16 protein-coding genes are annotated in these 19,300 nt (G+C 38.5%); 4 read left to right on the top strand and 12 right to left on the bottom strand.

The features are described 5' to 3' along the window. Positions 1–344: IS3 family transposase (locus JP36_RS01330; protein ID WP_039171184.1), on the top strand; the 344-nt coding region annotated here is incomplete at its 5' end. A gap of 98 nt (positions 345–442) precedes the next feature. Here JP36_RS01330 and JP36_RS01325 read toward each other — a convergent pair. Continuing rightward, on the bottom strand, positions 443–955 hold the full coding sequence (locus JP36_RS01325; protein WP_013746381.1) for a peptidylprolyl isomerase: 513 nt from the start codon (positions 953–955) through the stop codon (positions 443–445). Between the two features lie 138 nt (positions 956–1,093). Between JP36_RS01325 and cysS the strand changes: the two genes are divergently transcribed. Beyond that, a complete protein-coding gene (cysS, locus tag JP36_RS01320; RefSeq protein ID WP_039149797.1) occupies positions 1,094–2,473 on the top strand; it encodes a cysteine--tRNA ligase in 1,380 nt (459 codons plus the stop codon). A 230-nt stretch (positions 2,474–2,703) separates the two neighbouring features. Here the strand turns inward: cysS and JP36_RS01315 are convergent, their stop codons facing one another. The 3 genes from JP36_RS01315 to JP36_RS01305 form a co-directional block, all read right to left on the bottom strand. Then, positions 2,704–3,447 carry an amino acid ABC transporter ATP-binding protein gene (locus tag JP36_RS01315; protein ID WP_039171178.1) on the bottom strand — a complete coding sequence of 248 codons (744 nt, stop codon included), beginning with the start codon at positions 3,445–3,447 and terminating at the stop codon, positions 2,704–2,706. Positions 3,448–3,449: 2 nt separating this feature from the next. Next, the gene (locus tag JP36_RS01310) at positions 3,450–4,166 is read right to left on the bottom strand and encodes an amino acid ABC transporter permease (protein WP_039171180.1); all 717 of its coding nucleotides are present in this window, start codon (positions 4,164–4,166) and stop codon (positions 3,450–3,452) included. A 576-nt stretch (positions 4,167–4,742) separates the two neighbouring features. Further along, complete coding sequence (locus JP36_RS01305; protein ID WP_039171175.1) at positions 4,743–7,781, bottom strand: glycoside hydrolase family 2 TIM barrel-domain containing protein; 3,039 nt, start codon at positions 7,779–7,781, stop codon at positions 4,743–4,745. Positions 7,782–8,108: 327 nt separating this feature from the next. On the opposite strand from JP36_RS01305, the gene dusB reads away from it, so the two are divergent. After that, a complete protein-coding gene (gene dusB / locus JP36_RS01300; RefSeq protein ID WP_039171172.1) occupies positions 8,109–9,083 on the top strand; it encodes a tRNA dihydrouridine synthase DusB in 975 nt (324 codons plus the stop codon). Positions 9,084–9,111: 28 nt separating this feature from the next. Further along, positions 9,112–9,408 (top strand): DNA-binding transcriptional regulator Fis, encoded by a 297-nt coding sequence (gene fis, locus JP36_RS01295; protein WP_013746362.1) that lies wholly within the window; start codon positions 9,112–9,114, stop codon positions 9,406–9,408. Positions 9,409–9,489: 81 nt separating this feature from the next. Here fis and JP36_RS01290 read toward each other — a convergent pair whose 3' ends face one another. The 8 genes from JP36_RS01290 to JP36_RS01255 form a co-directional block, all read right to left on the bottom strand. After that, complete coding sequence (locus JP36_RS01290; RefSeq protein WP_013746361.1) at positions 9,490–9,819, bottom strand: ComEA family DNA-binding protein; 330 nt, start codon at positions 9,817–9,819, stop codon at positions 9,490–9,492. A 174-nt stretch (positions 9,820–9,993) separates the two neighbouring features. Continuing rightward, a complete protein-coding gene (gene glpQ, locus JP36_RS01285; RefSeq protein ID WP_039171171.1) occupies positions 9,994–11,088 on the bottom strand; it encodes a glycerophosphodiester phosphodiesterase in 1,095 nt (364 codons plus the stop codon). Positions 11,089–11,226: 138 nt separating this feature from the next. Beyond that, the gene (gene glpT, locus JP36_RS01280) at positions 11,227–12,684 is read right to left on the bottom strand and encodes a glycerol-3-phosphate transporter (RefSeq protein WP_039086543.1); all 1,458 of its coding nucleotides are present in this window, start codon (positions 12,682–12,684) and stop codon (positions 11,227–11,229) included. Between the two features lie 358 nt (positions 12,685–13,042). Continuing rightward, positions 13,043–13,930: a UTP--glucose-1-phosphate uridylyltransferase GalU gene (galU, locus tag JP36_RS01275; RefSeq protein ID WP_039171168.1), complete on the bottom strand. Its 888-nt coding sequence runs from the start codon at positions 13,928–13,930 to the stop codon at positions 13,043–13,045. A gap of 92 nt (positions 13,931–14,022) precedes the next feature. Then, entirely contained in the window at positions 14,023–15,387 is a 1,365-nt protein-coding gene (locus JP36_RS01270; RefSeq protein ID WP_039171166.1) for a phosphomannomutase/phosphoglucomutase, read from the bottom strand. 28 nt (positions 15,388–15,415) lie between these two features. Next, entirely contained in the window at positions 15,416–15,604 is a 189-nt protein-coding gene (csrA, locus tag JP36_RS01265; RefSeq protein ID WP_021462397.1) for a carbon storage regulator CsrA, read from the bottom strand. A gap of 104 nt (positions 15,605–15,708) precedes the next feature. After that, the gene (gene alaS, locus JP36_RS01260; RefSeq protein WP_039171163.1) at positions 15,709–18,333 is read right to left on the bottom strand and encodes an alanine--tRNA ligase; all 2,625 of its coding nucleotides are present in this window, start codon (positions 18,331–18,333) and stop codon (positions 15,709–15,711) included. Between the two features lie 277 nt (positions 18,334–18,610). Beyond that, positions 18,611–19,198, bottom strand: coding sequence for a UbiX family flavin prenyltransferase (locus JP36_RS01255; RefSeq protein WP_039171161.1), 588 nt, complete (start codon positions 19,196–19,198; stop codon positions 18,611–18,613). Positions 19,199–19,300 lie beyond the last annotated feature (102 nt).

Here is a 19,300-nt window from a genome sequence, read left to right as displayed (position 1 = left end):
AACAGATGGTGTTACAAGCAATTGCTCGGTTAGCTGAGGGGGACTCCCCGATATTACATTCAGACCAAGGTATTCAGTATCAAATGGCAAGTTATCAACAGTTATTAGCTGAGCACAATATTGTGCAGAGTATGTCGAGGAAAGGCAATTGTTTGGATAATGCCGCGATGGAGAGTTTCTTTGGTCGGATGAAAGTAGAATGTTTTTATGGCAAAACTTTCGAAAGCATTGAAGAACTTGAATCTGTTATCAAAGAATATGTTCGTTATTACAATGAAGAAAGAATACAATTAAAATTAAATGGACTGAGCCCTGTTCAATACAGAATTCAGTCCTTAAAATAACAGTCTAACTTTTCGGGGTCAGATCATTAATATAGGCGGCATTTTTATTTCTGACAGTGTTGGATAGAAGTAAACAATAATAGAAACGGCGTAGAAAATTATTCTTCTACTGTAACGGAAGTGATTACCACATCTTCTGTCGGCACATCTTGATGGAAACCTTTATTACCGGTTTTTACCGCCTTGATTTTATCGACTACATCCATTCCTTCAACCACTTCACCGAACACAGCATAGCCCCAATCTTGTACGACTTCACGTCCGAACATCTGTTTTGCTCGGTAATCTAAGAAAGTGTTATCAGCAACGTTGATAAAGAATTGTGCAGAAGCAGAATGCGGATCGGAAGTGCGTGCCATTGCGATAGTACCACGCTTATTACTAAGCCCATTATTGGCTTCATTGCGAATCGGTGCTTTGGTCGCTTTCTCTTTCATTCCGGTTTCCATTCCACCACCTTGAATCATAAAACCGTTGATTACACGGTGAAAAATGGTGTTGTTGTAGAAGCCTTCTTTGCAGTAATTTAAGAAGTTTTCTGCGGTAATCGGTGCTTTTTCAAAATTTAATGCAATTTTAATATCGCCAAAATTGGTGTGTAGTATTATCATTAGCTATTCCTTTAAATAATGTGAAAAATCGCATTATTATTCCACAAAATGTAAAAGTGGTCTATTTTTGCAAAAAACACGATATCAGCGTGGTGAGAAAGAGATCAGATTAAAGAGTAAAAAAGTAAGGTCATCAATATGTTAAAGATTTTTAATACATTAAAACGAGAAAAAGAGATTTTTACCCCTATTCATCCTAATCAGGTAGGAATGTATGTGTGCGGTGTAACTGTCTATGATCTTTGTCATATTGGACACGGGCGTACTTTTGTTAGTTTTGATGTTATCGCTCGTTATTTGCGTTATTTAGGTTACCACTTGACTTATGTGCGTAATATCACTGATGTGGACGATAAAATTATCAAACGTGCGCTAGAAAATCACGAAACCTGTGAGCATTTGGTTGATCGGATGGTAGCAGAAATGTATAAAGATTTTGATGCTTTGAATATCCAACGTCCTGATTTTGAGCCACGAGCTACACATCATATTCCAGAAATTATTGCACTGGTGCAAAGATTGATCGATAACGGGCACGCCTATGTAGCTCAAAATGGTGATGTGATGTTTGATGTCGATTCATTCCCAGAATACGGTAAATTATCCCGTCAAGATTTATCTCAATTGCAGGCAGGCGCACGCGTTGAGATCAATGATATCAAGAAAAATCCGATGGATTTCGTATTATGGAAAATGTCAAAAGAGAATGAGCCGAGCTGGCAATCGCCGTGGGGGGCAGGTCGTCCCGGTTGGCATATTGAATGTTCGGCAATGAATTGCAAACAGCTTGGTGAACATTTTGATATTCACGGTGGCGGTTCAGATTTGATGTTTCCTCACCACGAAAATGAAATTGCTCAGTCGTGCTGTGCGCACGGAGGTGCTTATGTTAATTATTGGCTGCATTCTGGAATGATTATGGTTGATAAAGAGAAAATGTCGAAATCGTTAGGCAATTTCTTTACTATCCGTGACGTGTTACAACATTATGATGCGGAAAGCGTGCGTTATTTCTTGTTAACGGCACATTATCGTAGCCAATTAAATTACAGCGAAGAGAATTTAAAATTGGCACATTCAGCATTGGAACGTTTATACACCGCCTTACGAGGCACTGATGCCAATGCTACTGCTGCCGGTGGTGAACAGTTTATCGAAGCCTTTAAAGCCGCAATGGACGATGATTTTAATACGCCAGGTGCGTTGTCGGTTCTATTTGATATGGCACGTGAATTAAACAAATTAAAAGCAGAACAGAATCCACAAACGGATGCTTTTGCTGCACGCTTAAGAGAATTGGCAGGGGTATTGGGCTTGTTATATCAAGATCCGGAAACGTTCTTACAAGCCGGTATGGATGATGATGAAACTAAAATAATTGAAACATTAATTGCACAACGTAATCAAGCTAGAGCTAATAAAGACTGGGCTGCTGCTGATGCCGCACGTGATAAGCTAGCTGCTATGGGCGTGGTGATTGAGGATGGTGCAAACGGTACGACTTGGCGTAAAGGGTAAAGATTTTATTTGGCTTTAAGTTCTGCCTTTTGTGTGATGCTTGAATTTGTCGCAATGTTCCATAGGTTAAAAATAAGACCGCTTGATAGGCTATTTGAAGAGAAATACAAGAGAAAGAGATAAAACGACAAAAAATAAACCCACCTTTGACAGAATGTCTAAAAAGGTGGGCTTGTCAGTGGGTTGGGGGCTTTTAGGCAATTCCAAACAAAAGAGCAATTAAACAACAACTATCGACGAATCGAACGTAAGAATGCATTTGTTCTCGGATTGGTGCTGTATTCAAAAAGCTGCTCTGGTGTGCCTTGTTCAATAATTTTACCGTTACCCATCAAAATCACCTGATCCGCCACTTCTCGAGCAAATTGAATTTCGTGTGTCACAATCACCATTGTCCAGCCTTCAGCGGCTAAAGATTTCATCAATGCCAACATTCCCTGCACCAATTCGGGGTCAAGGGCAGAAGTCGGTTCATCGAATAACACTAATTGTGGCTCAATCGCTAATGCACGAGCAATACCGATACGCTGTTGTTGCCCACCGGATAACTGGAATGGATAAAAATTAGCTTTATCAGCCAATTCCACGCGTTCCAATAAATGGCGTGCTTTCTGCTCCGCTTCAGCTTTAGGCATTTTCTGCACTACAATCAACCCTTCAGTGATATTTTCCAGTGCAGTTTTGTGCGGAAACAGGTTGTAATTCTGGAAAACCATTCCGCTTTTTTTGCGTAATGCCTGAATTTTTTCTTTAGTTAACGGCTGTGAAAAATCAATCGATAATGAGCCGTCATCAAATGTCAGTGTGCCAGCATCCGGCGTTTCCAAAACATTTAAACAACGCAATAGCGTGGTTTTGCCTGAACCGGAAGCACCGAGCAACACAATCACTTCACCTTTATTAATGCGTATATCGATCCCTTTTAACACTTCGTGATCACCGAAGGATTTATGTAAATTATTGATTGATAACATAATTACCTCGCTACATAACGTTCAAAATGTTTTTCAAGACGTTGTTGTGCATAGCCGAGAATGGCACAGGCAATCCAATAAATTAATGCTGCTTCGCAATAAACCAACAAAAATTCATAGGTGCGTGAAGAGATCACATTTGCCTGACGCATCATTTCCGGCACTAACACTACGCTGGCAAGTGAGGTTTCTTTTAATAAACCGATAAAGCTATTAGAAAGCGGTGGTACAGCTACTCGTAATGCTTGAGGAGCGATGATACGAAAAAAGTTTTGCCAATAACTCATTCCAATAGTATAACCGGCTTCCCATTGCCCTTTCGGTACGGATAAAATCGCTGCTCGCACCGTTTCGGATGCATAAGCCCCAGTGTTTAATGAAAAGGCAATAATTGCTGTCGGGAGCGGATCGAGTGTGATGCCTACATTCGGTAGTGCATAGAAAATAATAAATAGCTGTGCTAATAACGGTGTGCCACGAATTGCTGAAATGTAAAAACTGGAAAGTGCATAAGCGATTTTATGTAGAAAATGTTTGCGAGGTGTAACTCGAAGCAATGCAATCGCTAACGCAATCACCATTCCGACAATAAATGAAATAATGGTTAATGGAATGGTGTAAAGAATCATCCCTTGCAACATTGGGAAGAATGCATCAATCGCAATGGTTGCTTTATTATCATCCATCCACGGCAGATTACTCAAAATTAAGTGAAAAATCGCGGAAATGGATTCCGTAATTGAACTACTCACTAATATCTACTCCATAAAATTATTGGGAAATGGATTAATTTACCTTTCTTTTGCCTTTCTGTTAAGATTTTATTTAAAAATTTTGTTTAGATATTGCTATTTCTGCAATATGGGTGTTAGTTTTTAGAAATTTTTACAAAAAAGACAATGTTATCCTAGGTTATGATAGTTTCGTGGAGGATGTTTCTGTGGACTTGTATTCATTGATCGATTTTTACTGTAGCAATATTCAGACTTTATTTTTAGTTTCATAAAAAGGGCGATTTTATTTTTGCTCGTGCAAGAAAAAACGCCCTAATTAATCATTTGTCGTTCTTCATTTTATACCGTAGAAAATGGAGAATCTTTTAAACTTATTAGTAGCGTGAAATCAAGATAGTTTGTTGATTTAATCATCAACATTTAAACACTATATCGGAGGGTTAATAATATGTAAATAAGGTTACATAATTGTTTTTGTGATCTGTGTTGGAATTTTTCATTTAGAGTTTCGTTTTCTGAATAAGATTCCCTATAAGGTCTAAAGCAAAGTTTTAATAGAAGCTACACTACCTTAATTACAAAAGCAAAAGAGAGTTCACCATCCGCCGGCAGGCAATATTCCGGATGTACTTCCGCACCCCAGCTGTCATCACCACCAACCCCCATCTGTTGGGCGGCAATTGTCACCACAGTATAATGTATTGGCGGTAATTCATAATGGTGTTGTGCCTGTTCCAATTCAAAAGCAGTATAAGGTAAGAAATTGCAAGATAACGGTTTATCTATAGCTTCGATTTTAAAACCGCCTGTTGATTGACGACACTCCACCCAACGTACGCCAGTGCGATTCCCACACTCTTGTGGAATAGTATAAAAGGTGTAGTTATCTTTAACGTTGTTTTCAAAAATTTTCAATTTTGTGCCGCTACAACGATCCTGATAATTTTCTGCTTCACCCATCGCATACCAACGTAAATGCTGATAATCCGCATCAACGCGAAAACTTAATGCAAAAATCGGTAAATTCGGCAAGTTTGCTTCTCCAAAATAATGACAATGCACTTTTATTTCACCGTTACATTGAATGTCATATGTTACCGTTACTTTAAGTTGTTGATAAATAGGATAAATATAATCAAAGCTGACACTAACACTGCCGTCTTGATGCTGTTGCCAATCCATTTTATGACAGCGTCCGCATAGGCTTGCCATTAACCAATAACCGGATTTAAAACGTCTGTTTGTGCCACGGTCATTGTCGGTGGTTGCACGCCAGAATAATGGCATTGGTGCGGTTTTAATTAACTCTTTATCACCGAATTTTAATGAAATTAAGCTACCTTCCTGTCGAGAAAACAGCGCAGAAAAATGATCGCCAAACACGCCAACATTAATATCGCCCACTACCATTTTTAGCGGTTGTAATGCGGTGATTGGCGTGTCTTGTGCTTTGGCAGTTTGCGGAACAATAAACTGCCCGAAACCCAATTCGCTGTCTGCTGCTGCCCACAAGGTTTTCTGTTTTAAATGAACGCTGACTTCTACGCAATATTCACCGTTCTCAAGCCAATTGTCTTCATCCCAATGTAGTGGCATTAGACGTTCCATTTGTGCTGCAATAAGAGCATCAAAACGGTAACTTTTTTTAATTTTGCCATCAAGGCGCAACGTTGCCACAAAGTAGTAATCTTGCGTATCAATAAAAAGATTTTCGTTTTTAATCAATACCTTATCTTTTTGTGGATAGAGTTTGATATTTTGATAGAGGAATTTCACTTCCTGCATTTTCGGCGATAAGCGGCGATCGGCGAAGATCAAACCGTTACAGCAGAAATTACGATCGGTCGGGCGATCGTCAAAATCACCGCCATAAGCCAAATAATCGTTGCCGTAGCGATCTTTGTGCAATAAAGCTTGATCGATAAAATCCCAAATAAAACCTCCTTGATATTTTTCATATTTTTCTAATGCTATATATTTATACAAATTACCATTAGAATTCCCCATTGCGTGACTAAATTCACAACTGATATATGGTTTTTGTGGATTTTGTTGCAAATATTGTTCAATTTCGTGAGGCTTGGCATACATTCGGCTTTCTATATCGCTAATTTGATCGAATTCACGACAATGGAAAACGCCTTCATAATGCACTAACCGTTGCGGATCTTTTTGCCGAAAATAATTGGCAACATTAAGCAATACTTCCCCCGCATAAGATTCATTACCACACGACCAAATTAAGATAGACGGGTGATTTTTATCACGTTCATACATTGATTTTGCTCGATCCAACACGCACGCATTCCAACGTAAATCATTACCCGGAATATTCCACGATGGTTCAACGTTACCCATTTTTTGCCACGATCCGTGCGTTTCAAGATTAGTTTCATCGATCAGATAAATACCGTATTGATCGCACAATTGATACCAGCGACTTTGATTAGGATAGTGTGATGTTCTGACAGCATTGATATTGTGTTGTTTCAAAATTTGAATATCTGCCAACATATCTTGTTCGTTGATCGCACGTCCGCGCTGGTGATGGAATTCGTGGCGATTGACGCCTTTGAATATAATGCGTTTTCCATTTAAGCACATTACACCGTTCTTCATTTCAAAACGGCGTAAACCGACTGATTGTGGAATTACCTCAATCAGGTTGTGGTATTGGTCGAAAATTTGAATATAAAGTTGATAAAGATAGGGGAATTCGGCACTCCATAAATGTGGATTAGCGACAAGCAAGGATGCGTTGAAGGTTGTTGTTGTCAACTGTTGTTCAGTGGTGGCAAGGGAGATACCCTCTTGATCGCACAACATTATTTGTACTGTTTTTGCATTTTCACTGTGTGTTGCAAATTGCCCGTTAATCAGAATTTCCGCTGTTTGTAGGTTTTCAGAAAGGTGTTGTTTAATCTCCAAATCATAGAGATGAATTTTCGGAATAGTGTAAAGATAAACATCACGAAAAATACCGGAGAAACGCCAAAAGTCCTGATCTTCCAACCAACTACCAGTGCTACGTTGGTATACCGCCACTGCTAATTTATTTTCGCCGGATTGTAAATAAGGGGTTAATTCAAATTCCGCTGGGGTAAAGGAATCTTCGCTGTAACCAACAAAATGACCATTGAGCCAAAGATAAAATGCTGTTTCAACGCCTTGAAAAGAGATAAAAACTGGTTGTGATTGCCACGCTGATGGTATGGAAAAATAAGTGACATAACAGCCGACACCGTTTTCATTTTGTGGAATTGCTGGTGGACGAATATCTTCTTTGCCATCCCAAGGATACATTGTATTTACATAATGTGGTTGTGCAAACCCTTGTAATTGAATATGTCCTGGCACACGAATTGTTGACCAGCTATGATTATCAACATTCGCTTGATAGAATCCTTTTGGTTGCAACTGGGGATTTTTCGCATAATGAAAATACCATTCACCGTTTAGCGAATAACGCATCGACATTGTGGCATTGCATTGAGCCTGTTTTAATGTTGAATAATAACAGTGATCGGAATGTGCATTTAAACGATTAACGGCAAAAACGGACGGATCGGATAACCAATCCAAGTTTGGTTGCAACAACATATTTTCTCCTTTTTAATGTTTTAAAGGCAGAACGACAAAAATTTTTTTTTAAAAGCAGTTATCTTCCTTTTTTCTATTGCTTTTCGCAATTAAGTTTGATCAAATTTGCTAACGAATTTGCAAAAAAATTGTTCTGTTTAAAGTTTCAGCAAATTAAGATGAAAAAAAAGACACTTTTTCTGCGATAAATACGATTTAACTCTTCACTAATTGAATAAAAGTGCGTATGATAAGCGACCGTTTCAGCCCTCAAAGCTGGCGATTTTGTCATCATTCAGATTTATCATAACGAGAAAACAGAAGTAGTACAGTGATAGGTAATTAAGCGTGCAGATTGGTCAATTCAGTTTGAAAAATCCGGTTATCTTAGCACCTATGGCTGGGATTACTGATCTCCCGTTTCGACGGATTTGTTCCCAATATGGGGCAGCATTAACATTCTCAGAGATGATGTCAACCAATCCGGATGTATGGCATACTGAAAAATCCAAATTACGTTTAGCTCATCATCCGCAAATCGGAATTAACGCCGTGCAGATTGCTGGTAGTGATCCGGATGAGATGGCTCAAGCAGCGCAAGTAAACGTTGGTTATGGTGCTGAGATTATTGATATTAATATGGGTTGCCCAGCTAAAAAAGTAAATCGAAAATTAGCCGGTTCAGCACTGTTACAATATCCTGATCTGGTTGCCAAGATTTTAAATGCAGTGGTTAAGGCGGTTGATGTTCCGGTCACGTTAAAAATAAGAACAGGCTGGGATCAACAACATAAAAACTGTCTTTTAATCGCTAAAATCGCAGAAGATGCTGGTGTTCAAGCTCTTTCGATTCACGGAAGGACAAGAGCCTGCCTGTTTGATGGTGAGGCAGAATACGAAAGTATTAAAGCGGTGAAAAAAGCAGTATCAATCCCAGTCATTGCCAATGGCGATATTGATTCTGCACAGAAAGCGAAATATGTCTTGGATTATACCGAAGCCGATGCAGTTATGCTGGGACGTGGTGCATTGGGGAATCCGTGGATTTTTCGAGAAATTACTGAATTATTAGAAACGAGAAAAGTTTCGCAACAAGTGCCGTTTTCTGAGAAAAAAACCATTATTTTGCAACATATTGCCGCTTTGCATCAATTTTATGGTACGGAAAAAGGTTATCGTATTGCACGTAAACACGTAGCCTGGTATTTGGATCGAATTTCTCCTGTTTCTGATTTTAAGCGATCTTTTAACGCCCTAACCAATCCGAGCGATCAGTTAACGGCGTTGGAAGAATTTTTGTGTTCAATCCGACCTATGTCGTGATCATAATAAAGTATATAAAAGGGAAAAAATGTTAGAACAACGTAGCAATGCTGATGCATTAACGGTTTCAACGTTAAATGCTCAGGCACAAGTAACAAATAAACCATTACGTGACTCTGTAAAACAAGCATTAAAAAATTATTTGGCGCAATTAAATGGTCAAGACGTTAATGATCTTTATGAACTCGTATTAGCGGAAGTTGAGCATCCAATGTTGGATATGGTTATGCAATATACTCGTGGTAACCAAACTCGTGCAGCAACAATGTTAGGAATTAACCGCGGTACATTACGTAAAAAATTAAAAAAATACGGTATGGGTTGATCCTGAACTGAATTTCAGATAACGAAAAAATTGCTCCTAGCGGTAAAGTTAGGAGCAATTTTCTTTTGTTTAATGATGCAATCATTCAATCGCTAGACGATCTTTATTTTTTTCAAAAATAGCTGAACCGATTCCTTTTACTTCGGTAATCTGTTCCACAGAAACAAACGGCCCGTGCTGCTCACGATACTCGACAATCGCTTGTGCCTTTTTCGCACCAATACCGACCAATCCTTTCTGTAGCTGTTCAGCAGTGGCAGTATTTAAATTCACTTTATCGCTCTGTGCCGCCTGTTGGAGTTGTGCCGTTTCAGTTGCCGGCGGCGGATTGGCGCTTTCCGCTACCGCAACCGAACCGGACAACAGTGCTAGTGAACCGAAAGTTAACGCAAATAAATGTTTTAATTTCATAAGTTACCTCATAAATTTTCAACTATAGGTGCCATTTGATCTGGCAATGCTATTTTCTATAAGGCAAACCTATTCAGCGATTTTCTTGTTGAAAAAATGGGAAGCTGATCGCAAAAAAGAAAAAAAACGCCCAATACTCGCAATATTGGGCGGATAAAAAAAGATTACTGAAGTTTATTTTTTGCACTGATTTTCTAAGAATTTAACCGCTAAATCAGGGAAATCGGTGAATAATCCAGTTGCACCAGCTTTATTGAACAATGCATCATACATTTCATTCACATTGGTCATATATTTTGGTAAAGCATCTTTTCGCACGGTATAAGGGTGTAATTCTAATTTTTGTACAGCAATTTCTTTTACCATTGGAGTGTACTTGATATTACCTAATGATGATTTTTCATCATCAACCAACATATACCAGCCCGGACCAACACCATCGGCATATTTCGCGATTTCCTCCATTGCACCCGGTTTGAACATCCAGTCATAGCTGTAATTTACCCATTTACCTTGAGCATTCTTCTCTTCGGTTTCGTGCCAATCACTATAAGCAATTAATTGTACCAGTTTTAAATCCATTCCTAACTTCGGCTCCAATTCAGTTTTAATGCGTTTTAGCTCATTAAAATCGAAGGTTTGCAAATAAACGAGATCGTTTTTGTTGGTATAGCCATATTTTTTCAATACTTTTAAGGTAGCCAATGCAATATCTTTACCTTCTTGATGATGCAACCAAGGCGCTTTAATTTCAGGATAAATACCAATTTTCTTACCGGTTGATTTTTCTAAACCTTGAATAAATTCAAGTTCTTCTTCAAAAGTGTGGATTTTGAAATTAGATTTCCACATTGGAAAACGATCAGGATAAACTTGAACTTGTTTACCATTTTCGGTTTTGAAGTTTTCGGTCATATTAAGTGTTTTAATTTCAGCCAAGGTGAAATCCATTACATAATATTTTCCGTCCTTACGATGACGATTCGGGAATTTCTTCGCTACATCGGTCAAACCATCTAAGAAGTGATCGTGAATTACTATCAGATGGTTATCTTTTGTCATCACTAAGTCTTGTTCCAGATAATCAGCATTCTGTCCAAATGCCAATGCCTTAGATTCCAAAGTATGTTCTGGTAAATAACCACTTGCTCCACGATGAGCAATTACCAGTTTTTTATCGCAAGATACTGTTTGTGTTGCTGATTGTGCTGCACAACCTGCTAATAAACCAACGCCCATTAATGCCACTACAACATGTTTCAGTTTCATAGTTTTCCCCTTTACTTATTGTTGAAAATATTTCCCTTTAAAACGGAATAATTAATGAATAGACTTTATCAGTTACGATTATCAAATTTAGAGGTAAAAAAGGCGACACCCCCAAGTTATCGCCTTTTAAATTTAGAATTAGTTACCGTAACGATCTTCTCTGGCAATTTTTGCTTTATGTTTGCCTTCTTCCATCATAGTAACAAGCATTAATAAACAGGCTATAACAGAACCGCCAATCATAATATAGAAGCCGCCGTCCCAACCATATTTATCTGCTGCCCAACCAATAACTGCACTTGCTGCAACTGTACCGCCTAAGTAACCGAATAAACCGGTGAAACCAGCAGATGTACCAGCTGCTTTTTTCGGTGCCAATTCGAGTGCGTGTAAACCGATTAGCATTACAGGACCATAAATCAAGAAGCCAATAATAGTCATCATAATGAAGTCGGTTAATTGATATGGGTTTTTATACCAAGGTAATGTTGAGTAATATGCTATTTGGTCTGCTGGAGTTGCTGGATTTAACCAGAAGACAACAACCGCAATAGTTACCATCACCATAAATACGAAACCAGTTAAACCACGTTTACCTTTAAATACTTTATCGGATACCCATCCACAAAGTAATGTACCTGGAATGGCGGCAAATTCATAAATTGCATAAGCGGATGCAGTTGCTTTGATATCAAAGTGTTTCACTTCACCTAAATAAACCGGTGACCATTTCAACACACCATAACGGATTAAGTAAACGAATACGTTAGCAATCGCGATGTACCATAACAAACGATTTTTCAACACATAATTTAAAAGGATCTCTTTTGTGCTTAAAGTTTGTTCTGATTTTTTCGCATCGTAGTTTTCAGGATAATCGTTTTTATAAACTTCGATTGGTGGCAAACCGCAAGATTGAGGAGTATCTTTCATCACAAAATAGATAATAACAGCTGCTACCATTGCTGCAATACCTGGATAGTAAAGCGCTTGTTGCCAAACGTGACCGAAAGTTACTTTCGCTACTTCAGGGTGGTTAGCTGCATAAATCATACTTGCCAGACCAACTAATACAGCTGGCACCATACCTCCAAGGTTATGTGCGGTATTCCAAATAGATACGATAGTTCCGCGTTCTTTTTGTGACCACCAGTGCACCATTGTTTTACCGCAAGGCGGCCAACCCATTCCTTGGAACCAACCATTGAGGAATAAAAGAATAAACATAATGAGGATACCTGAAGTTGCCCAAGGTACTAATCCCATTAATGTCATACACAAACCAGACAACATCAAACCAAACGGTAAAAATGCTTTCGGATTTGCACGGTCAGAAACAGTAGCCATAAAGAATTTTGATAAACCATAAGCTAATCCCGGTGCAATACCAATAACACCTAATTCCGTTTTGGTATACATACCAGCTTCAATTAACCCTTTCTGTGCTAAGTCAAAATTACTGCGCACAAAATAATAAGCGGCATAACCAAAGAAAATTCCCATAAAGACTTGCCAACGTAAACGTCTATACGTTGGATCGATTTTATCCTCTGGTAACAGAGGTTTTTCCGGTAAAGGTTTTAAAAAACCAAGCATACGTCCTCCTATTTTTGTTATAAAAATTAAGTAATGCAAACAACTTTAAGGTTTATAAGGATACCACCAAACGAAAATAATGTTATCTGGCAAATTTATTATTTGTGAGCGTTATCACAAATTATTTGATATTTTTTCTTTCCTTTATGATTTTTTGGTTTAAAAAAGCCAAATAAATGAGCAAAAAAGAATTTTAAACAGCTATTGAAATGAAAAAGTGATATTTTTGCGATAACCTGAAAATTGACAGACTCCACCAAAAGGACAGGAATTGACGATACAGTGAGGTAAACCGCCATTTTTAGGCGGTTTGTTTAATTGAAAGGAGATTAAAAACTTTTTAATGTGAATACTTTAATTAAATCTTAGTTGCCAGCTGTTTCAAATAAGTTTTGAATTCCGCACCTAATTTAGGATGATGCAAACTATATTCGACAAACGCTTGCATATAGCCGAGTTTATCACCGCAATCGAATGTTCTGCCTTTCATTGTAAAGGCTTCTACAGTTTCCTGTTTAATCAACATATCAATTGCATCAGTTAATTGGATTTCATCACCGACACCAATTGGCGTTCTGGCAAGTAGATCCCAAATTGCTGCGGAGAAAACATAACGTCCGACCACTGCATAATTGGAAGGGGCTTTATCCACGCTTGGTTTTTCCACAATATTCTTAATTACTGCATTTTCCTGTAGGCTAAGATCTTCATTGCCACAGTCAACAATACCATAGCTGGAAACATCTTCTTTTGCTACCGGAGCTACCATAATTTGGCTGGCGTGAGTTTGTTCAAAACGTTTAATCATTGCCGCTAAGTTTTCTGTTTTTTGATCGGCGGTGAATTCAGCCAAAATCACATCCGGCAATACTACGGCGAAAGGTTCGTTTCCGACCAATGCTTTACCGCAAAGTACCGCGTGTCCTAAGCCTTTAGCATAACCTTGGCGCACGTGCATAATGGTGACATCTTTCGGGCAAATTGAACGCACCTCTTCCAATAATTGACGTTTTACTCGTTTTTCCAACATTGTTTCCAGTTCAAATGAGGTATCAAAGTGGTTTTCTATCGCATTTTTTGAGGAATGTGTAACTAAAATAATTTCTTTAATGCCGGCAGCAACGCATTCGCTGACGATATATTGAATTAACGGTTTATCCGCAATCGTCAACATCTCTTTTGGAATTGCTTTTGTCGCCGGTAACATTCTTGTTCCTAAACCTGCAACAGGAATTATCGCTTTCATTAAAATTTCCTTTTGTTGTTTGATATATACTGTTGTTTTATATACAAAATAACCGCACAATCGTGCGGCTATTCAATGTTATCTTTAAATGATTATTTGCGTAATAATGCCAACACTTCAGCAGTTTTTTCTTCCATTAAGGCTTTGTCACCACGTGTTTCCAAATTCAAACGCACAACCGGTTCGGTATTGGAAGAACGCAAATTAAAACGCCAGTTAGGATATTCGATACTGATACCGTCCAATTCACTGACATCAACCGCATTCGGTGCATAGGCTTCTTTGACACGTGCGATTGCGGCTTTCGCATCTGCCAATTTGCTGTTGATTTCACCCGGAGATGGGAACGTTTCTACGCTTTGTCCGACCAATTCACCTAAGGTTTTGCCGGTGGTGCAGAGCAATTCGGTCACCAACAACCACGGAATCATTCCGCTATCACAATAGAAGAAATCACGGAAGTAGTGGTGCGCACTCATCTCACCACCATAAACAGCATCAACACTACGCATTTTTTCTTTGATAAATGAGTGGCCGGATTTGGACATTATTGCTTCACCACCGTGTTCTTTCACGATCTTTTCTGTGTTCCAGATCAAACGAGGATCATAGATGATTTTTGCACCCGGTGTTTTTTGTAGGAATGCTTGAGCTAATAGACCGACAATATAATAACCCTCAATAAAATTACCGTGTTCATCAAATAGGAAGCAACGGTCGAAGTCACCGTCAAAAGCAATGCCCATATCTGCTTTATTTTTTAATACTGCATCAATGGTATCCTGACGATTTTCGTGAAGTAAAGGATTAGGAATGCCATTAGGGAAAGTTCCATCTGGATTATTGTGTACTTTCACAAACTCAACCGGCACATTTTTTTGTTTAAATACGGCTTCGATTTTATCCACAATAGGGCCAGCAGCACCATTACCGGAATTAATCACCAATTTAAGTGGTTTTAATTTGCTTAAATCAATATAGGAAAGCAAATGAGCAACATAATCATCCACTACGGAAATTTGTTTATATTGACCTCTAGTGGTGACTTCAGGAAAATTGTTTTCTTCAGCAAGACGTTGAATATCTTTTAAGCCGGTGTCACCGCTGATTGGACGTGAACCCTCACGTACTAATTTTAAGCCGTTATAATCCATTGGATTATGGCTTGCAGTGACCTCAATTCCACCATCTGTTTTTAAAAATGAAGTAGCAAAATAGATCTCTTCAGTTCCGGTTTGACCGAGATCGATAACATCGACACCGGAATCCAGTAACCCGTTTGTTACTGCACTTTTCAGTTCTTTACTGGTTAAACGTACATCGCCACCAACAACGATACTTTTCGGCTTTAAAAATTGCCCAAAAGCACGACCAATTCGATAAGCTATATCCGCATTAAGCTCATCTCCTAAGCGCCCACGAATATCATAAGCTTTAAAACAGGTTATTTTATCCATTTTTTACCTCATTTTTCAGTTGCCAAAATTACTCTTCTTGTTGTGCTTTATCCTGTGTTTCTTTTACCTTGTGGTAAATTTCTTCACGATAAATCGCAACATCCTTCGGTGCATCTACGCCAATTTTGACTTGGTTTCCTCGTATTTCAAGAACACTGATAGCAATATCATCACCGATCAATAATTTCTCATCCACTTTTCGAGTTAGAATTAACATAATTCACTCCTTTTCCTGTATTTTTCCATTAGAAATTTATCAATCTTGTTACTTCAGATAGGTTCATTTCACGAGGTCATCCACCTCCTTTCGGAGGTGATTTTTTATAGCTTATCCGCTAACAATTGCTGAGCTAAAGCTAAAGCTTCGTTCAATTTTGCTGGCTCATTACCACCGGCCATCGCCATATCTGGTCTGCCACCCCCTTTTCCACCGACAAGTTGTGCTAGTTGATTTACTAATTCGCCAGCTTTTACTTTACCGGTTAAGTCTTGGGTAACGCCAACAATAAGATTGACTTTTTCATCCTGTGTTGCACCAAAAACAATCACTGCTGTACCAAGTTGATTTTTCAAATCATCGACCATTATTCTCAATGATTTAGGATCAACGCCAGTCACTGATTCTATTACTACTTTAACACCATTTATAGTCTGTGCTTTTTGTGCTAGATCAGAAACTGCTTGAACAGCGGATTTTTCTTTTAATTGTTGTAACTCTTTTTCAAGTTTTTTCGCTCTATCCTGCAATTGTTGAATTTTTTCGACAATAGAAGGCAGATCAGATTTTAACAACTCCGCACTTTGTGTCAGTAAGGATTGTTGCGCTAATACCACATTAAACGCCTCTTCACCTGTTACTGCTTCAATACGTCGAGTTCCTGCTGCAATTGCACTTTCAGAAACAATTTTGAATAGCCCGATATCACCTGTGCGCTTAACGTGAATACCACCACAAAGCTCAATAGAGAAATCGCCCATAGTAATCACACGCACTCTATCTCCATATTTCTCACCGAATAACGCCATTGCACCTTTCGCTTTTGCCACTTCGATATCCATTTCTTCAATACGAACTTCGTAGTTAGCACGAATTTGCGCATTCACGATGCGTTCAATTTCCGTAATTTGTGCTTTGGATATCGCTTCAGGTTGTGAGAAATCAAAGCGTAATACTTTATCGGAAACTAAAGAGCCTTTTTGTGCTACATGAGTTCCCAACACCTGACGTAAGGCAGCGTGAAGCAAATGAGTTGCAGAATGGTTCAAAGAGGTTGCTTGACGGCGTTTTTCATCAACAACAGCGTGCAAGGTCTGCCCAACTTTGATTTCGCCTTTTTTTAACTCGCCGATATGACCAAAAACTTGACCATACTTTTGAGTGTCATTTACAGCGAATAGCACATCAGCACTTTCTAAAATACCGCTATCGCCAATTTGCCCACCCGATTCCGCATAGAATGGAGTATTTTCAAGCACAATCACTGCACTTTGTCCAGCTTGAACCTGATTAACTTCTTTTCCATCAACAAAGATTGCGCTCACTTTGGCTAAACTTTCTGCTGCGTGATACCCTTCAAAGGCAGTAGTGCCATCAACACGGATTAAATTATTGTAATCCATACCAAATTGGCTTGCTGCTTGCGCTCGTTCACGCTGAGCCTCCATTTCACGATTGAAACCATCTTCATCTATCGAAATATCGCGTTCACGACAAACATCGGCTGTTAAATCTAATGGGAAGCCATAGGTATCATAAAGTTTAAATGCCACTTCACCGGAAAGAACATTACCTTTTAAGGAAGCCAATTCAGCATCTAATAACGCTAAGCCACGTTCCAATGTACGAGCAAATTGTTCTTCTTCCAAACGTAATAATTTTTCGATATGCACCTGTTTTTCTTTAAGAATTTCTCCGGCTTGAGCCATAACTTCAATTAAGGTTGGCACTAATTTATAGAAGAAAGTGTCTTTTGCTCCTAATAAATGACCGTGACGTACTGCACGGCGAATAATACGACGTAATACATAACCACGCCCTTCATTAGATGGATAAACGCCATCAGCAATCAAATAAGCACAAGAACGAATATGATCGGCAATTACTCGTAAAGATTTGTTGGCAAGATCTTTCTCACCCGTAATTTCTGCCACTTTAGCTATTAATACTTTAAAAATATCAATGTCATAATTAGAATTAACGTGTTGTAATACCGCACTGATACGTTCCAATCCCATTCCGGTATCTACAGATGGTTTCGGCAATTTTTCCATTGTGCCGTCTGCTAAACGGTTATATTGCATAAACACAATATTCCAAATCTCGATATAACGGTCGCCATCTTCTTCAGCAGAACCCGGAGGACCACCCCAAATATGATCACCGTGATCATAGAAAATTTCAGTACAAGGCCCACAAGGCCCAGTATCTCCCATTTGCCAGAAGTTATCAGAAGCATAAGGTGCGCCTTTGTTATCTCCAATTCTGACAATACGATCTGCCGGCACGCCAATTTGTTGATGCCAAATGTTATAGGCCTCTTCATCGGTTTCATACACGGTGACCCATAATTTTTCTTTTGGTAACCCTAACCATTGCGGAGAAGTCAAAAACTCCCAAGCAAAATGAATGGCATCGTGTTTAAAGTAATCACCAAAACTAAAATTTCCCAACATTTCAAAGAAAGTGTGATGACGAGCAGTATAACCAACATTTTCTAAATCATTATGTTTCCCACCTGCTCGCACACAACGTTGTGCCGTAGTCGCACGGTGGTAAGCTCGTTTATCAATCCCTAGGAAAACATCCTTGAACTGATTCATTCCGGCATTAGTAAAGAGTAAAGTTGGATCATTTTCTGGAACTAATGAACTGCTAGCTACAATTTGGTGTCCTTTGCTATGAAAAAAATCTAAGTAAGATTGTCTAATTTCTGCTGTTGTTTTCATAAAAAACCTATGTTTAAGAAGTCTTTTCTTAATATTTCCTTATTGTTCCATAATAAATAATTAGCTATTTAAGCCATAGATGAACTTTGGAACCTAATCCCTATCAAATAAACGGTTATTTTAGCAACCTTTGCATTAAGAGGGATATCAATAAACATTGTTATTTTTGCACATTTTTATCGCTTGTTAAATTAGCAATAACCGTTTTCGGTGAAATTTTCTTACGCTCTGCTAAAATTAGGCTGCACCTAATAGCGATATTGTTATCATCTGTTAACTAAAGCACTTGATTTTCCGTAATTCCACTTTGCCAACGAGGAATCAATTGATGTGCTATTCCTAATGAATCAAGAATTTTCCCTGTCTGCTGTCGAATGAGTTCATCTACTGATTGTGGTGGGTGATAAAATGCCGGAATAGGCGGAATAATATGTGCTCCCAATTTTGCTAATTTGGTCAAATTTTCCAAATGAATAACGCTTAACGGTGATTCACGTGGCACAATAATTAATTTACGTTGTTCTTTCAAAGTCACATCTGCGGCTCGACCAATCAAACTATCGTGAAAGCCACAAGCAATGCTTGCAACTGTTTTCATACTTGCTGGCACAATAACCATAGCATCAATTAAATAAGAGCCGGAAGCAATAGTTGATGTCATATCTCGATTGGAATAGTGATAATCCATAAGCTGATATAGTTCCGATAATTGCATTTTGCTTTCTATACGCAAATTTTCTTTTGCCCAATGGCTCACCACGCCGTGAATCTCTATCGGCTGTCCTATTGTTCGTAAAGATTGCAGTAAATCTATGGCATAAACAATGCCCGATGCTCCAGATATTGCCACAATAATTTTTTTCATCCGTTTCTCCATTCAAACAATATAACCATATTATTTTGCTTATTATTGATTCTACCCAATTAAAATGGTGTTTTTATCTTCACTACAATAATGAAATAACCA

The organism is Gallibacterium genomosp. 1 (assembly GCF_000771875.1).
Classification (GTDB): domain Bacteria; phylum Pseudomonadota; class Gammaproteobacteria; order Enterobacterales; family Pasteurellaceae; genus Gallibacterium.
The sequence above is the reverse complement of the archived record's forward strand: the minus strand, read 5'-3'. Positions and strand labels throughout refer to the sequence as shown.